Source organism: Eleftheria terrae, from assembly GCF_030419005.1.
Taxonomy (GTDB): domain Bacteria; phylum Pseudomonadota; class Gammaproteobacteria; order Burkholderiales; family Burkholderiaceae_C; genus Caldimonas; species Caldimonas terrae.
In genome coordinates, this window is sequence record NZ_CP106951.1 from 4,502,769 (window position 1) to 4,518,478 (window position 15,710).

The 15,710-nt window shown below is 71.4% G+C and carries 12 protein-coding genes; 10 read left to right on the forward strand and 2 right to left on the reverse strand.

Annotated features, from left to right (window positions below):
- Nucleotides 1–14: 14 nt before the first annotated feature.
- From N7L95_RS20155 to N7L95_RS20185, 7 genes are all read left to right on the forward strand, one after another.
- Nucleotides 15–2,030 carry a hypothetical protein gene (locus N7L95_RS20155; RefSeq protein WP_301257034.1) on the forward strand — a complete coding sequence of 672 codons (2,016 nt, stop codon included), beginning with the start codon at nt 15–17 and terminating at the stop codon, nt 2,028–2,030.
- Nucleotides 2,027–2,563 (forward strand): hypothetical protein, encoded by a 537-nt coding sequence (locus N7L95_RS20160; protein ID WP_301257035.1) that lies wholly within the window; start codon nt 2,027–2,029, stop codon nt 2,561–2,563. The genes N7L95_RS20155 and N7L95_RS20160 overlap by 4 nt, the downstream gene beginning before the upstream one ends.
- A 24-nt stretch (nt 2,564–2,587) precedes the next feature.
- The gene (locus N7L95_RS20165) at nt 2,588–3,085 is read left to right on the forward strand and encodes a DUF421 domain-containing protein (RefSeq protein WP_301257036.1); all 498 of its coding nucleotides are present in this window, start codon (nt 2,588–2,590) and stop codon (nt 3,083–3,085) included.
- 231 nt (nt 3,086–3,316) lie between these two features.
- Complete coding sequence (locus tag N7L95_RS20170) at nt 3,317–4,237, forward strand: isoaspartyl peptidase/L-asparaginase (RefSeq protein WP_301257037.1); 921 nt, start codon at nt 3,317–3,319, stop codon at nt 4,235–4,237.
- A 91-nt stretch (nt 4,238–4,328) separates the two neighbouring features.
- Nucleotides 4,329–5,279 carry a cyanophycinase gene (locus tag N7L95_RS20175; protein ID WP_301257038.1) on the forward strand — a complete coding sequence of 317 codons (951 nt, stop codon included), beginning with the start codon at nt 4,329–4,331 and terminating at the stop codon, nt 5,277–5,279.
- Nucleotides 5,276–7,969 carry a cyanophycin synthetase gene (gene cphA, locus N7L95_RS20180; RefSeq protein ID WP_301257039.1) on the forward strand — a complete coding sequence of 898 codons (2,694 nt, stop codon included), beginning with the start codon at nt 5,276–5,278 and terminating at the stop codon, nt 7,967–7,969. The genes N7L95_RS20175 and cphA overlap by 4 nt, the downstream gene beginning before the upstream one ends.
- Before the next feature lie 95 nt (nt 7,970–8,064).
- Entirely contained in the window at nt 8,065–8,865 is an 801-nt protein-coding gene (locus tag N7L95_RS20185) for an SIR2 family protein (RefSeq protein WP_301257040.1), read from the forward strand.
- Here the strand turns inward: N7L95_RS20185 and N7L95_RS20190 are convergent.
- Entirely contained in the window at nt 8,835–10,547 is a 1,713-nt protein-coding gene (locus tag N7L95_RS20190; protein WP_301257041.1) for a RecQ family ATP-dependent DNA helicase, read from the reverse strand. The genes N7L95_RS20185 and N7L95_RS20190 overlap by 31 nt on opposite strands.
- 5 nt (nt 10,548–10,552) lie before the next feature.
- On the reverse strand, nt 10,553–11,641 hold the full coding sequence (locus tag N7L95_RS20195) for a patatin-like phospholipase family protein (RefSeq protein WP_301257042.1): 1,089 nt from the start codon (nt 11,639–11,641) through the stop codon (nt 10,553–10,555).
- Between the two features lie 146 nt (nt 11,642–11,787).
- Here N7L95_RS20195 and N7L95_RS20200 point away from each other — a divergent pair, with 146 nt between their 5' ends.
- The 3 genes from N7L95_RS20200 (at nt 11,788) to N7L95_RS20210 (ending at nt 15,652) form a co-directional block, all read left to right on the forward strand.
- The gene (locus N7L95_RS20200; protein ID WP_301257043.1) at nt 11,788–13,917 is read left to right on the forward strand and encodes a TonB-dependent siderophore receptor; all 2,130 of its coding nucleotides are present in this window, start codon (nt 11,788–11,790) and stop codon (nt 13,915–13,917) included.
- A 2-nt stretch (nt 13,918–13,919) separates the two neighbouring features.
- The gene (locus N7L95_RS20205) at nt 13,920–15,011 is read left to right on the forward strand and encodes a PepSY-associated TM helix domain-containing protein (protein WP_301257044.1); all 1,092 of its coding nucleotides are present in this window, start codon (nt 13,920–13,922) and stop codon (nt 15,009–15,011) included.
- Nucleotides 15,012–15,154: 143 nt separating this feature from the next.
- Nucleotides 15,155–15,652: a host attachment protein gene (locus N7L95_RS20210; protein WP_301257045.1), complete on the forward strand. Its 498-nt coding sequence runs from the start codon at nt 15,155–15,157 to the stop codon at nt 15,650–15,652.
- Nucleotides 15,653–15,710 lie beyond the last annotated feature (58 nt).

A 15,710-nucleotide genomic window follows, 5' to 3' on the forward strand; every position in this document is an offset into this window, starting at 1 on the left:
CGGCAGGCCAGCCGATGCGCCGCCGACTGCTGAGCCGCGGCCTGCTGCTGGTCACCGCGGCGGTGCTGGGCGGGCTCTACCTGGCGAGCTTTCATGGCCTGCAGCCGGAATACGCCCTGGTGCCCGACCGCAGCGAGGTCGTGAATCCCGAGCGCCAGGAAGCCGTGCCGGCCTACGACCTGCTGGGGCGCTCGCTGCCAGCCGCCGAGGCGGCCCGCTGCCCGCCGGACCGGCTGGGCCCGGCGCACGGCGCGGTGCGCATCGACAGCGGCTTGCTGGCGCTGGGTCGCAAGAGCTTCTATCGCGAGACCTTTGGCAACGAGGTCTTCTTCACCGACGTGCTCGGGCTGCTGGCCGGCCCGGTGCCCTTGTGGCAATACATGAAGGCGATGCTGGCGCTGCGCGGCAGCGCCAGCACCAACCTGAGGGTGCGGACGGTGCGCGATGCGACGGTCGGCGGCCGCCTGTTCCGTGAAGGTGAATGGATCGACACCGGCCTCGACGTGCCGCGCGGTGCCTGGATGCCACTGGGCGTCACGCTCAAGCTGAGCCGCGGCAGCATCAAGGTGGGCTTGAGTTGCGCCGCCTGCCATGCCACCGTCGACCCGGCCAGCGGCAAGGTGGTGCAGGGCGCGCCTAACGGTGACCTGGCGGCCGGCCTCCTGCTGGCGCTGGCGCCGAATTCGGCCGCCTACTTTCCGCATGCCAGCCGGGCGGCCCTGGAGGAGGCCCTGCGCGCTTCCACACAGCAGCTGGCCGGGCGCGACGGGCGGCCCCAGCCGCTGCCCGATGCGGCCGCGCTGGAGGAGGCGGTGGACGCCGTCTTCCTGAGCTGGCCGCCGGGCAGCTTCGATGCCACCACCGACCTGGTGTCCAACCCGACCGACCTGCCCGACAGCTACACCGAGGGCGACCATCCGTACGGCTGGAGCGGCTTCGCGGCGGGCGGCGCCTTCAAGGGGCTGGCGGCGCTGTCGAACAACGTGCATGCGCAGAATTCCGATGCGCTGGCCCAGGCCGAAGTGAGTGGGCCGCTGTTCGGGCTCGACGCCGACATCTTCCTGGCGACGCTGCTGCAGAACGCCGCGGCCGAGGACTGGCGTTTCGACCCAGCCGCCGGCCGCAGCGCCACCGCCTGGTTCGAGTTGCTCGACCCCACCCCCGGCGTGCCGGGTGTCAACGAACTGGTGCCGCTGCCCGGTTTCCCGGCCGTCACGTCGGCGGCGCCGGACGGCCTGGTGGCGAGCAGCCCCGGTTTCCTGTTCAACCAGCAGAACCATGCCATGGCCGCATGGCAGAACAGCCTGCGGCCGCCGCCGCCCGGCCCGGCCCCCGTGGCAGCCCGGCTGGTCGCCGGCCGGCAGGTCTTCGAGCGGGCCGGCTGCGCCTCCTGCCACGGCGGCGACTGGCTGACCCACAACCAGGTCATCGCCGCCCGCCGCCTGGGCACCGAGCCGTCGCGGGCGGCCGCCTTCAATGCGGCCCGGCCGCTGCTCGGCAACTCGGTGCTGTGGCGCTTTGACACACCGGTGCCCCTGCCGCCCGATGCCGGGCGCTTCGACGTGCCCTTGCTCCATCTCTCGCCGCCGCAACTGGCCCTGGCCTGGGGCGCATCGGGCGGCGGCTACAAGACGCCGAGCCTGGTGGGCCTGGCCTGGAGCGCCCCCTACCTGCACGACGGCGGCGTGGCGGTGGGGCCACCGGGCGACGCCACTGCGCTGGGGGTGGCAGCCACCCGCTGGGGCGGCGTCGCCCCGGATGCCGCCGCCAGCCTGAGGGCCCTGCTGGACCGGCAGCAGCGGGCCCGCGTGGTGGCGGCCAACGAGGCCGATCCCCGGCTGCAGGCAGCGCATGTGACCGGCCGCGGCCACGAGTTCTGGGTCGATGCCGGCAGCGGCTGGGGGCCCGACGCGCAGCGCCAGCTCATCGACTACCTCCTGGCGCTGCAGGCGCCCGCCACGCCCGCTTCCGGCGCCACGTGTTCCGCCCTTGAGAACCCACCATCCCAACAAACAGGAGCCACACCATGAGCGCGCCACCGACTGCCCCGCCCCTCGTCACCGAACCCGCCGAGCCACCTGCTCCGCCCGGGTTGCAGCGCCGCATCCGCATGGCCCGGCTGCAGCTGGTGGGCCTGGTGCTGCTGCTGGCCTTGCCGGTGTGCTCGGTGCTCGGCCTGCTGGGCCCGGGCGAAGGCCAGGCCCGCGCCGCCGGCGCCGGCCTGGAGCTCAGCGTGCAGTATCCCGAGCGGCTGCGGCACAAGACCTCACTGACCCTGGAGGCGGCCCTCAAGAACACCGGCAGCCAGACGCTGCCCCAGGCCCGGCTGCGCATTGCGGAGCCGTACTTCGCCCATTTCTCGCGTGCCGAGTTCACGCCGTTGCCGCAGCGGGTGACAGACGAGTACTTCGAGCTCGACCTGCGCGACCTGGCGGCCGGCGAGACCCGCAAGCTGGTGGTGCACCTGGAAGCCGATGAATGGGGACGCCACCCTGGCCGGGTGACCGCTTCCGCCGGTGCCGAGGCGCTGGCCGTCGACTTCTCCACCACGGTGCTGCCCTGAGCACCGCAGCACGAGGACCTGCCCATGGAAACCGTCGTTCGTGTCGCCTTGATCTACCTCTTCGTGCTGGTGGGCCTGCGCCTGCTCGGCAAGCGCGAGTTCGGCCAGCTGTCGCCGCTGGAGCTGGTCACGCTGCTGATGATTCCGGAAATCGTCTCGCAGGCCCTCACCGGCGACGACCACTCGCTCACCAATGCGCTGATCGGCGCCTCCACCTTGCTGGCGCTGGTGCTGATCACCTCCGTGCTGATGCACCGCTTCCGGCGGTTCGAGGTGGCGGTCAATGGCGAGCCGGCCGTGCTGGTGGCACACGGCCGCCTGCGCGAGCAGGCGCTCAACATCAGCCGGGTGTCGCCGGACGAGGTGTTCAGCGAAATGCACAAGTCCGGCCTCGACCGGCTGGAGCAGGTGCGGTGGGCCATCCTCGAGACCGACGGCAGCATCGCCATCGTGCCGACCGACGCGGCCCGCACCAAGACCGGCCTGGTGCCGAACGACAAGCAACAGAGCCTGATCGGCTGACCGCGCATCCTGACCGCGCATCCTGGCGCCTCCGCCTCCGCCTCCGCCACCGCCACCGCCACCGCCACCGCGGGCGGCCGACAGCCGACAGCCGACAGCCGACAGCCGATGGCCGACGGCCGACGGCCGACGGCCGACGGCGAGGTGGGGCACCGGCCGGCTGGGACCGGTGCCGGGCATGCAGCTTGCCGCACCTCCAGGGCCTGTTTCAAGAACAGTGGAGACCTTGCAATGCAAGTGAACAGCGAAGCGGCCATCGTCACGCACGGTGGCTCGGGCAGCCCCCGGGTGTGGTCCGACGGCTGCCAGCATGCAGCCGAGCTGGCGCAGCAACGCATCGCCAGCGGTGGCTCGGCGCTGGAGGCCGCGGTGGCGGCCGTCACGGCGCTGGAAGACGACGGCCGCTACAACGCGGGCACCGGCTCCATCCTGCGCCTCGACGGGCGCACGCTGGAGCTCGATGCGGCGGTGATGGACAGCCGCGGGGTGCTGGGCGCGGTGGCCTGCCTGCGCAGCATCAAGAACCCGGTCCTGGTGGCACAGGCGGTGGCGCAGACGCCGCACTGGCTGCTGGCCGGCGAGGGCGCGACCCGCTTCGCCCAGGTGCTGGGATTCGAGGAATTGCTGGCCCCCAGCGAGGGCGCGCGCGAATACCACGCCAAGCTCGTGCAGGCCTTTGCCGATCCGGACAGCGCCGAGCCCGACGACCGCGAAGGCGCGGCCAACGCCGACATCTACCGGCGCTTCTGGAATTTCCCCACCTCCTGGGACGACGCGATGAAGGCGCACGGCAGCGGCACCGTGGGTGCCGTGGTGCGCGGGGCGGACGGGCAGTTCGCGGTGGCGACCTCCACCGGCGGCTCGGCGCCCACGCTGCTCGGGCGGGTGGGCGACACGCCGGTGGTGGGCTGCGGCTTCTATGCCGGCGAGCACGGCGCCATCGCAGCCACCGGCGTGGGCGAGTACATCGTGCGCCAGATGCTGGCCCGCACCGTCTACGACTGGGTGGCCCATGGCATGCCGCTGCAACAAGCGCTCAAGCGCGGCATTGCCTGCTTCGACCACAGCGTCAGCGTCGGCCTGATCGGCGTCACGCGCGACGCCGCGGGCAGCTGCAGCAACCGCGACATGGCGGTGCACCAGATCGACTGAGGTCCGCCGCGTCGTCCTGACGCCTGCCTGCCTGACTGCCTGCCGCTGCGCCGTCCTTCCCCATCTTCATCCCCCCTGACTTGCCCGAGCCATGTCGGACCATCCCGTTCACGCTCAACACCCGGCCCATGCTCATGCCCATGCCGAGCCGGGCGCTGCCTGCCGCACCGCGTCCTCGACCGGCCACCTCGTCATCATCGGTGGCAACGAGGACCGGGTGCATGACAAGGTGGTGCTGCGCCGTTTCGTCGAGCTGACCTGCAGCAGCCACCCGCGCATCGTCGTGCTGACCGCCGCGAGCAACTACCACGACGAGGTCTGGGCGGTCTACGACCGCGCGTTCGGCGAGCTTGGCGTGGCGCACCGCAAGGCACTCGCCATCCACTCGCGCGAGGACGCCAACCATGCCTCGGTGGTGGACGACATCCTGCAGGCCGACGGCGTGTTCATGACCGGCGGCGACCAGCGCCGCCTGCTGGCACTGATCGGCGGCACCGCCGCCTACACCGCGATGCACCGCGCCTTCACCGAGCACGGCACCTGCATCGCCGGCACCAGTGCCGGTGCCTCGGCCATGTCGGCCCACATGATTGCCGAGGGGCAGGGCGACATCCACCCCGAGAAGGGCGTGGTCAGCTTTGCCGCGGGCCTGGGCTTCCTGCAGCACGCGGTGGTCGACCAGCATTTCTCCGAGCGGCGCCGCCTGGGCCGCCTGATGGCGGTGGTGGCGCAGAACCCCACGCTGCTGGGCATCGGCATCGACGAGGACACCGCCCTGGTGGTGGAGCGTGGCTCCGGCTTCGAGGTGGTCGGCGACGGTGCGGTGACGCTGGTGGACGGCCGCCAGATGTCCTCCAACTTCCTCGAGATCGGCGACCGCGAGTTGATCGAGCTCATCAATGTCCGGCTGCACCTGCTGCCCGCAGGCGCGAGCTATGTCCATCGCGAAGGCGCCTGCAGCGACGCGCAGGTCTGCCGCGAACTGACGCCCACGCTGCACGAGATCGTGGACATCCTCTCCAGCAACGAGACAGTCTCATGAAGATCATCGAATGCAAAGTTCTGCGCGGCCCGAATGTGCATGCCCGCAAGCCCTGCCTGGAGGCGGTGCTGGACCTCGAAGAGCTCGACCAGGTCGATTCCAACACCTTGCCGGGCTTTGTCGACCGCCTGCTTCAGGCCCTGCCCAGCCTGCAAGAGCACCATTGCTCGCTGGGACATCCCGGCGGCTTCGTCGAGCGCCTGCGCGAAGGCACCTGGCTGGGCCATGTGACCGAGCATGTGCAGCTGGAGTTGCAGTCGCTGGCGGGCCCCGAGGTGCGCTTCGGCCGCACCCGCATGATCCCGGGGCGGCCGCGCCACTACCGCGTGGTGTGCGCCTGGCGGGTGGAGTCGGTGGCCTCGCGTGCGCTGGACCTGGCGGTGGCCCTGGTCGAGGCGGCGGTGGCCGGCACGCCCTGGGACAGCGCCGCGGCGGTGCGCGAACTGAAGGCACTGCATGACCGGGACGCGGCCGGCCCCAGCACGCGGGCGGTCCTCGAGGCGGCCGAGCAGCGCGGCATTCCGGTGCTGCCCATCGGCGAGGACGGAGCGCTCTACCAGCTTGGCTGGGGGGCGCGCCAGCGTCGCATCGATGCCACCCTGACCAGCGAGACGCGGCAGATCGCCGTCGACATCGCGGGCGACAAGGAGCAGACCAAGCGGCTGCTGGCGCTTGCCGGCATTCCGGTGCCCGACGGGCGCCTGGTGCACAGCCTCGAGGAAGCCCGGGCGGCGGCCGAGGCGATCGGCGGCACGGTGACCCTCAAGCCCCTGGGAGGCAACCAGGGCAAGGGCGTGTCGACCCGGGTGGACACGCCCGAGCAGCTGCGGGCCGCGTATGAGCGTGCCCGCGTGCATGACAGTGAAGTCATCGTCGAGCGCACCGTGTCGGGTTTCGACCACCGGGTGCTGGTGGTCGGCCGGCAAGTGGTGGCCGCGGCACGCCGCCTGCCGCCCAGCGTGGTCGGCGACGGCACGCGCACGGTGCGCCAGCTGGTGGCCGAGCTGAATGCCGACCCGCGCCGTGGCGAGGGGCACAGCAGCACGCTGACCCAGGTGCCGCTCGACGGCTGCGCCGACGACATGCTGGCCACCCAGGGCCTGGCGCTGGACAGCGTGCCGGAGGCCGGGCGGGCGGTGGTCCTGCGCAGCAATGCCAACCTGTCCACCGGCGGAATCGCCGAGGACGTTACCGACCAGCTGCACCCGGACACCGCCGCGCTGTGCGTGCGGGCGGCCCGCCGCATCGGCCTGGACGTGGCCGGCATCGACGTGGTGTGTGCCGACATCGGCCAGCCCCTGGCGGCGCAGGGCGGCGCGCTGATCGAGGTGAACGCGGCGCCCGGCATCCGCATGCACGAATGGCCTTGCGCCGGCGCGCCACGCCGGGCGGGGCGGGCGATCGTCGATTCTCTGTTCGGCCCGCAGGAGGACGGACGCATCCCGGTGGTCGCGGTGACCGGGACCAACGGCAAGACCACCACGGTACTGGCCATCGAGCATGTGCTGCGCAGCACCGGCCGGCGCACCGGCTGCGCCACCACCGAAGGCGTGTTCATCGACGGCCAGCCCCTCATGGCGGGCGACTGCTCCGGGTACTGGTCGGCGCAGGCGGTGCTGAGCGACCCCGATGTGGAGGTTGCGGTGCTGGAGACGGCCCGTGGCGGCATCCTGCGCCGCGGGCTCGGTTTCGACCGCTGCGAGGTGGCGGTGGTGCTCAATATCGCGGCCGACCACCTGGGGCAGGACGGGATAGACACACTGGAGGACCTGGCCAACGTGAAGAGCGTGGTGGCCGAGGCGGCGACCGGCGCGGTCGTGCTGAATGCCGAGGACCCGCATTGCGTAGCGATGGCCGAAGCGCTGCGGCCCGGCACCGAGCTGCTGTACTTCTCGATGGACCCTCACTCGCTGGTGCTCGCTCGCCACCTGCGTGGCGGTGGCCGTGCGGTGGTGCTGCGGCAGGGCGTGATCTGGCTGCAGGGCCGCGGCTGGGGCCATCCGGTGGCCGAGGTGGCCAGCCTGCCCTTCACCTTCGGTGGGCAGGCGCCGTTCAACGTGGCCAACGCCCTGGCGGCGGCGGCGGCGCTGGTGGCATTGCGGCTGCACCCCTCCGAGATCGCTCGCGCGCTGGCCACCTTCCGCTGCTCGGCCGAGACCAATCCGCTGCGCATGAATGTGTTTGACGTGCAGGGGGTGCGGGTGGTGGTGGACTATGCGCACAATCCAGCGGCCTTCCAGGCGCTGCTGCAGACCGTGCGGCAATTCCGCCCGCGCCGCTGCATTGGCGTGGTGTCCGCCCCGGGCGACCGGCGCGACGCCGAGCTGGAGGAGGTGGGGGCCATCTGCGCCCGCGGCCTGGATGAGATGTGGGTGTTCGAGCTCGACGAAGACCGCGGCCGCCCACCCGGCGCCACCGCCGCGGTGATCCTGCGCGGCGCGCGCTCGGCGGCGCCCGGGCGGCCGATGACGGCCGTGCTGCCGGTGCGGCAGGCGCTGCAGCAGGCCTTGTGCGCCTGTCGCCCGGGCGATGTGCTGGTCTATGGCTGCGCGGTCGAGCTCGGCGACCTGCAGGCCGCCGCCGAAGGTCGCTCGGTGGAAGAAGTGGCGCTGCCGGACTGGCACCGCCTGCCCGATGGCCCCATGCGGCTGCCCGAGGGCCCGCGCTCGCGAGAGGCGATGGTGATGTGAGCGAGGTGGGCGACGGTCTGGCGAGGGGCCCCGGGAGCGGCCCGGGAAGCGGTGCCCGCGAGGCCTTGCGCGAGGCGTGCCGGCAGGGGCGGGCGGTGCTGTTCGTCGGCGCCGGCGTGTCGCTGTCGCTCGGCCTGCCGCCGTGGAGCGAGCTCATCGACCACATGGCGCGCGAGCTCGGCCACGAGCCGGAGGCCTTCCGCAGCTACGGCAGCTACCTTGCCCTGGCCGAGTACTTCCGGCTGCAGCACGGCAACATCGGCCCCCTGCGCAGCTGGATGGACCGGCAATGGCATGGCCAGCACATCCAGGTCCATCAGTCACGGGTGCACGAGCTCATCGTGCAAGGCGGCTTCGAGCTCATCTACACGACCAACTACGACCGCTGGCTGGAGAATGCCTTCGAGCATTGGGGCCGCGACTACGTGAAGATCGTCAACGTGGCGGACCTGGCGCGCATCCGCCCGGGCGCGACGCAGATCGTCAAGTTCCACGGCGATTTCGAGAACGACGACTCCATCGTGCTGGACGAGACCAGCTACTTCCGCCGGCTGGAATTCGAGTCGCCACTGGACATCAAGCTGCGTGCCGATGTGCTCGGGCGCTCGGTGCTGTTCATCGGCTACAGCCTGGCGGACATCAACATCCGATACCTCTTCTACAAGCTGGCCCAGTTGTGGAAGGCCGCGGTGCCGGGGCTGCCGCAGCCGCGTTCCTATATCTTCTCGGCCCAGCCGAACCCGGTGCAGGCGGCCGTGCTGGCGCAGTGGGGCATCGAAATGGTAAGCAGCGAGCACGAGGATCCGTCTCAGGGACTGGTGGAGTTCCTCGAGTCGGTGGTGCCGCCGCGGCCGGACCGCTCCGCTCAGGCCGGGGCCGGCACTGGCTCGACGTAGGCCGCGACGAAGCTGCGCGTGCGGCCGTCGGGGAAGACGATGCTGACGCTCTCGGCATCCGCCGCCACCACCTCGCCCTCGCCGTAGCGCGGCACCCGCACCGCGTCACCGGCGCGGAAGGCCGCACGCGGCGACTCGCCCGCTTCGGCCGGCGCTGCTTGCTCCTCGGCCGGCTCCGGCTCGGCCGCTGCCTGCTCGGCCTGGCGCTGTGCCCGCAGGCAGTTGTCGCAATGGCCGCAGGCCGCTTCAAAGGGCAGTTCTTCCTCGAAATGTTCCAGCAGCACCTTCCAGCGGCAGTAGCCGGTGCGGGCGTAGAACACCATGCGCTCCAGCATCTCGCGGTCACGCTCGGCCTTCTCGCGATAGTTGCCCACCAGCTCGTCGATGCTGCGGGCATCCAGCCGGTCGGGTCGCAGCTGTAGTTCGCGCTTGCGGTTCTGGCTCACCGCGCCGGCATCGCGCAGCATCTTGAGGGCCACCTGCAGCTTGTTGCGTGGCAGCTCGCTGCGCTGCTGCAGCTCGGCCAGGGTGCGGGCCGGCGGCGCGGCCGACAGGGCCTGCCAGATGGACTGCACTTCCTCCAGGCCCGGATAGCGGCCGGCCATCAGGAACTGCTGCACCGCCTTGTCACGGTGGTAGTAGAGCAGCACGCAGCTGGCCGGCTGCCCGTCGCGACCGGCACGGCCGGCTTCCTGGTAATAGGCATCCAGGCCACCGGGCATCTGGTAGTGCACCACGAAGCGGGTGTCGCGCTTGTCGATGCCGAGGCCGAAGGCGTTGGTGGCTACCATCACCCGCGCCTCGCGGCGCATGAAGGCATCCTGCTGCTCGTGCCTTTCGCGGGCGCCCAGGCGGCCGTGGTAGCGGGCGGCCGACACGCCGGCCGCCTGCAGCGCCTCGTGCACCGCCTCCACCGCCTTCACCGTGGCGGTATAGACAATGCCCGAGCCCTCGGCCGCGGCCACCAAGGCGACCAGGCGCTGGTGCTTGGCGTCGTCGTTGGTGAGTTGCTCCACGCTGAAATACAGGTTGGGCCGGTAGGCCCCGGCATTGAGCACCTCCATGCCCGGCACCTGCAACTGGGCGACGATGTCGTCCGCCACCGCCGGGGTGGCGGTGGCCGTCAGCGCCAGGACCGGCGGCCGGCCCAGCGTCTGCCAGGCCTGGCCGATTTCGAGGAAGGCCGGGCGGAAGTCGTGACCCCATTGCGAGACGCAGTGCGCCTCGTCAATCACCAGCAGGGAGACCGGCTGGCGGTGCAGCAACTCGACGAAGGCGGCGTCGGCCAGCCGCTCCGGCGTGGTGAACACCAGGCGCGCCGAGCCGTCGGCCACGGCCGCTTCGGCCTCGGCGGTCTGCGCGGCGTTGAGGGCGCTGTGCAGCTGGACCGCCGGCACCCGGCGGCTGCGCAGCTTGTCGCACTGGTCCTTCATCAGCGCGATGAGCGGCGAGACCACCACCGTGCGTCCGCGCAGCAGCAGCGCCGGCAACTGGTAGCACAGGGACTTGCCGGCGCCGGTCGGCATCACCGCCAGGGTGGAGCGCTGTTTCATCACCCGGTCGATCACGGCCACTTGCGCCTCGCGCAAGCGCGGCAGGCGAAAGGTGTTCTTCAGCAGCGACTCGGCGTCACGGCGCCAGGCCTTGGGGGCCGGCGGCACGGGTAGGGGCTGGGATGGCATGGTCTTCACATCCGCGGGGCAGGGGCGCGTGCCGCGGCCTTGCGCTCGGGCGCGCGGCCGCGGGCGGCCGGTGGCTGCGCCGGGTCGGCCGGCCGGGTCGCCGGCCCTGCCTGCCACGCTTGTTCCGCCATGCGCCGGCCTTGGTGGATCAGCTCGTCGATGCGCTCCGGCGAGTAGTCGTAATGGCTGGAGATGGTGTCGTGAGGCAGCGCTTCGCGGTGGATCTGCAGCAGCCGCGGCCGTGTCGCCGGGTCCTGGTTCGGCCCTGCGAACTTGTCCTGCTGCATCAGCTCCAGCATGCGGGTAGCCAGTTCCAGGCCGGCCACCGGGGGGACGGCGCTGCGCCGCGGCATCTGCTCGATGCTGATGATGAGCAGGTCGGCATCGTCGTCCAGCCGGCCCGAGGCCTTCAGCTGTTCGAGCGCGAGTGGCACCATGGAGTGGCGAATCATGTCGCCGTCCCAGTAGAGGCGGCCATCGATCTCGACCGGCTCGAACAGCAGCGGCACCGCCGAGCTGGCTGCCAGGTGCAGTGGCTCGATCGACTCGCGGTCGCTGCCGAACAGGCGCAGTTCGCCGGCCTCCAGGTCCACCGCCGGCACCGCCAGCCAGGGGCCGTCGTGCCCCGGGCCGCCGTAGCGGCCAAACGCCTCCTGCAGGGTCTGCAGCATGCGGCTGCGGTCGAGCAGCGGCATGCGGGCCCGGTGCAGCGCGGCATAGGGCGTCCAGTGGGCCGGAATCGAGCGATAGAGGGCGCGGTTGCCGAGCAACAGCCCGGTCAGCACGCCGTTCCAGCTGCGCACGCTGCCGCCCGGCACGGCGGCCGACAGCGGCCAGACATCGGCCGGCCCGAGGAACGGGAAGGAGGGCGTGGCCAGCCGCTCGCGCCAGAACGCTTCCAGCAGGCCGGCACCCCAGTCCGGCGTGCCATGGTGCCGCGCGATGAGGGCCGAGTTGATGGCCCCGATCGAGGCCCCTGCGACCCCCACCAGTTCGGCGCCGGCCTCGCGCATGCGCTCGGACAGCGCGAGCCAGGCGCCACAACCGAATGCGCCCAGAGACCCACCGCCCTGGAACAGCAGCAGTACCTTCATTCGTGCTTCTCCCCGGCCCCTGGCCGTCCCGCGGCCCCGAAAGCGGGCCGTCCAGGGGGCTCTAGCAAGCCGCGATCCTTGCCGGGCGAGGCCTGCCAGTTCACATAAAATGCAAACGATTCTCAATTGCATAAATCGGTTCCTGCATGCGCACCCCTGCTGCCTTCCTCCCCCGCCTGCCCGCCCCGTCGCTGGTTGCCCTGGCTTGTTGTGCTGCCGCGCTCGGCCTGCCCGGCCTGGCACAGGCCCAGCAGCCGCCGGCCGAGAAGACGCTGGAGGAAGTGACCGTCTCGGGTCGGCGTGGCCCGAGCTACACCTCGCGCACGGTGCAGGTCGGCACGTTCCGGGACCAGGACCCGCTCGACGTCCCGCTGACCAACAACGCCGTCACCCGGGAAGTGCTCGACGCGCAAGGTGCTCGCAGCCTGTACGAGGCGCTGCGCAACACCGCCGGCGTGACCCGCTCGCAGCTCAACGGCTCGGTCTACGACAACATTTCCATCCGCGGCATCCTGGTCGAGAACCGTGGCAACCATCGGCTCAACGGTTCGCTGCCCATCATCAACCTGGTCGATGTGCCGCTCGAGAACAAGGAGCGGGTCGAGGTGCTCAAGGGCGCGTCCTCGCTGTACTACGGCTTCCTGCCGCCGTCGGGCCTGGTGAACTACGTCACCAAGCGGGCCACCGCGACGCCGGTGACGCGGCTCAACACCTCGGTCAACAACCACGGCGGCGTGGATGTGCATGCCGACATCGGCCGGCGCTTCGGGCCCGAGCAGTCGATGGGGCTGCGGGTCAACGCGGCGGCGGGCCGGGTCGAGACCGGCGTGCAGCGTGTCGAGGGTGAACGCTCGCTGGCCTCGGCCGCCTGGGACTGGAAGGTCAGCCCCACCGTCAACCTCAAGCTGGACGTCGAGCACTACCGCAAGAACGTCAGCGAGCCGCCGGCCTGGACCGCCACCGGACGGGTGCCCCGCCTGCCGGGCAACACCACCAACGCCGGTGGCGAATGGCAACGCTACGACGCCGCCGCCACCAATGTGCTGCTGCATGCCGACATTGCGCTCAATGACGCCTGGCTGCTGACGCTGGAGGCCGGCCGCGCCCGCACCGAGCGGGACCGCCGCCTGTCGGAATTCAAGCTGCTCGACCCGGCCACCGGCGCCGGCACGCTGACCCAGTATTTCGCCGAGGACCAGGTGTTTCGCAACAGCAACCAGCGGGTGGAGCTGGGCGGGCGCTTTGCCACCAGCGGCCTCACCCACGAGCTGACGGTCGGCGTGACGCGCAACCACCGGGATGACGGTCTGCCGGCCTATGGGCCCTCGGTCGTGCGCAACCAGAACGGCTATGCGCCGGCTTCCCTGTCGTCGCTGCCGTTGCCGGCACAGACGGGCCGCATCGACACCCGGATCACCGACCTGGGCGCCTATGTGGCCGACCGGCTGATCCTCAACGAACGCTGGCAGCTGCTGGCCGGCCTGCGCTACACCGACTACCGCTACGACTCGCTGCTGCGCGCCGGCGCCGCCCGCACGCCGAATCGCTATGACACCCGGCAGACCACGCCCAACTACTCGCTGCTGTACAAGGCGAGCGAGAACCTGTCGTTCTATGCCAGCTACCTCAAGGGCCTGGAGGAGACCGCGCAGCCGCAGGCGCGGCATGCCAACTATGGCCAGTACCTGGAGCCCGCGGTCAGCCGGCAGAAGGAGATCGGCCTGAAGGCGCGCCTGGCACGCGAGCTGTTGCTGCAGGCCGCGCTCTTCGACATCGAGCGCCAGGGCACCACCTTGACCCCCGCCAACGAGCAGGTGCTGACAGGCCGCACCCGCTACCGCGGGCTGGAACTCTCGGCCAGCGGCGAGTTGAACGCGAACTGGTCGATGATCGCTTCCGCCCAGCTGATGCGTGCCGAGATCGAGCGGTCCCGCGTGGTCGGCGAGACGGGCAAGACGCCCGAGAATACGCCCAAGCACACCTTCAGCCTGTTCGGTGAATACAAGCTGCCTGGCGTGCCGGGGCTGGCGGTCAATGGCGGGATCTTCCATGTCGGCAAGCGCGCGCTGAACAACCGCAATTCCGACCAGCTCGGCAGCTACACCACCCTGTCCTTCGGCAGCCGCTACAAGACCCGCTGGAACCAGGTGCCGGTGACCCTGCAGGCCAACCTCGACAATGCCGCCGACCGCGCCTACTGGAGCACCGGCGGCAACGGGTTGATGGGCGTGGGGCTGCCGCGCACGCTGCGCCTGGCGGCCAGCTTCGACTTCTGAGCATGGCCCGCCCCACGGCCCGCCGGCTCTGGCTGCTGGCGCACCGCTGGATCGGGCTGAGCCTGGGCCTGTTGCTGCTGCTGGCCGGCCTGACCGGTGCCGCCCTGGTGGTGGCCCGGCCGGCCGACGAGGTCGTGCATGAGGCGCTGTACCGGGCCCCGGCGGGCAGCCATGGCGCGGTCTCCCTGGACACGGTGCGCCAGCGGCTGTCGGCCGAGTTCCCGGCCGGCACCGGCTACACCCTGCGCCCGCCCCGGCTTCCCGGCGAGGCATTGCTGGTGTATGTGCGCGGGCCGTGGAGCGGCACCCTGCACCTGGACCCGTCGACCGGCGCCGAGCTGGGCCGCCGTGGCGAGCACGAGGGCGTCTTCAACTTCCTGTTCGAGCTGCATGCCACCTTGCTGCTGGAAGACACCGGGCGCGCGGTGCTGGCCAGCGCCGTGCTGGCCTACCTGGTGCTGCTGCTGTCCGGCCTGGTGTTGTGGTGGCCGGCCCGCTGGCGGCACGCCTTCAGCGTGCGCTGGGTGGCCGGGCTGACGCGCGCCTTGTTCGACCTGCACCGGGTGGCGGGCGCCCTGCTGGGCCTCGGCATTGCCGTGTCGGTACTGACCGGCGCCTACATGGCCTGGCGGCCGCTCTCCGGCTGGGTCTCCGCCGCGGCGGGCGCCACCGCGTCGGCCCCACCGGCACTGGCGCCGACGGCGGCCGGCACGGGCCCGGCGCCGTCATTGGACGCGGTGGTGGCCGAGGCGGCGCGCCACTTCCCGGGGGGCCAGCTCGGTTATGTGCAATGGCCGGCGCGCGTGGGCAGCCCTGGCCGCATTCGCTTTCGCATGCCGGACGATCCGCATCCCAACGGGCTGAGTTCCGCCTGGTTCGATCCGCGCGACGGCCGCCTGCTGGCCCTGCACCCGTGGCAGCAGCTGGACCCCGGTGCGCGTGCCTATGCCTGGATCTACCCCTTGCACATCGGCCGGCTGGGCGGGCCTTGGCACCTGGTGCTGAATGCCACGTTCGGCCTGGCGCTGGCGGGGCTGGGCGTGAGCGGGGTGTGGCTCTGGTGGCGGCGGCGGCGCGCGCGGCGCGGCGCCTGAAGCGGCTCGCTCGCGCGCCTGGCGGCCGGGCGGCGGCGGCCCCGCACTGGGCGGCCCGCCCTTCGTGGCATGCCGGTTGCCCGCTCTGGTAGCCAGGGCGCGCGCACCGGCGCAGGCCCGCACCACGACACAAGGAGCAGTCCATGAAGAAAACCTGGGTACTGGTGGCCGACGAAGGCATCGTTCGCATCCTGCAGATGCCGGAGGACGGCGACGAACTGGAAAGCGTCGAGGAGCTCACCGACGCGGCTGCACATGCGAGCACTGCGGCACTCGAGCGGGATGCCTATGGTCGTCGCAGCACCACCACCTCGCAGGCACCCCAGCCGGGCAATGCCGGGCGCTTGCATCCCGTCTCGAGCATCACGTCCTCGGCCGGCGAAGACCCGCAGCACCTGGAGGCCGAAGGCTTCGCGCGGCGGGTGGTGGAGCACCTCACCGATGCCTTGCACAAGAAGCGCTTCGACGAACTCCGCATCGTCGCGGCCCCGCGCTTCCTCGGCATGCTGCGCAAAGCCATGGGCCACGAATTGAGCCGGGCGGTCGCCGACGAGCTGGACAAGGACCTCATCCATCTCGAGAACCGCGAGATCACCCAGCGGCTCTTCCCGCGGCCGGCCGCGGGCGGCGCGCCTCGCTGAGCCGGCCTGCGGCGCCTGGCCACGGCGCGGCGGTAGCCGCAGCCGTGGTTGCAGCGCG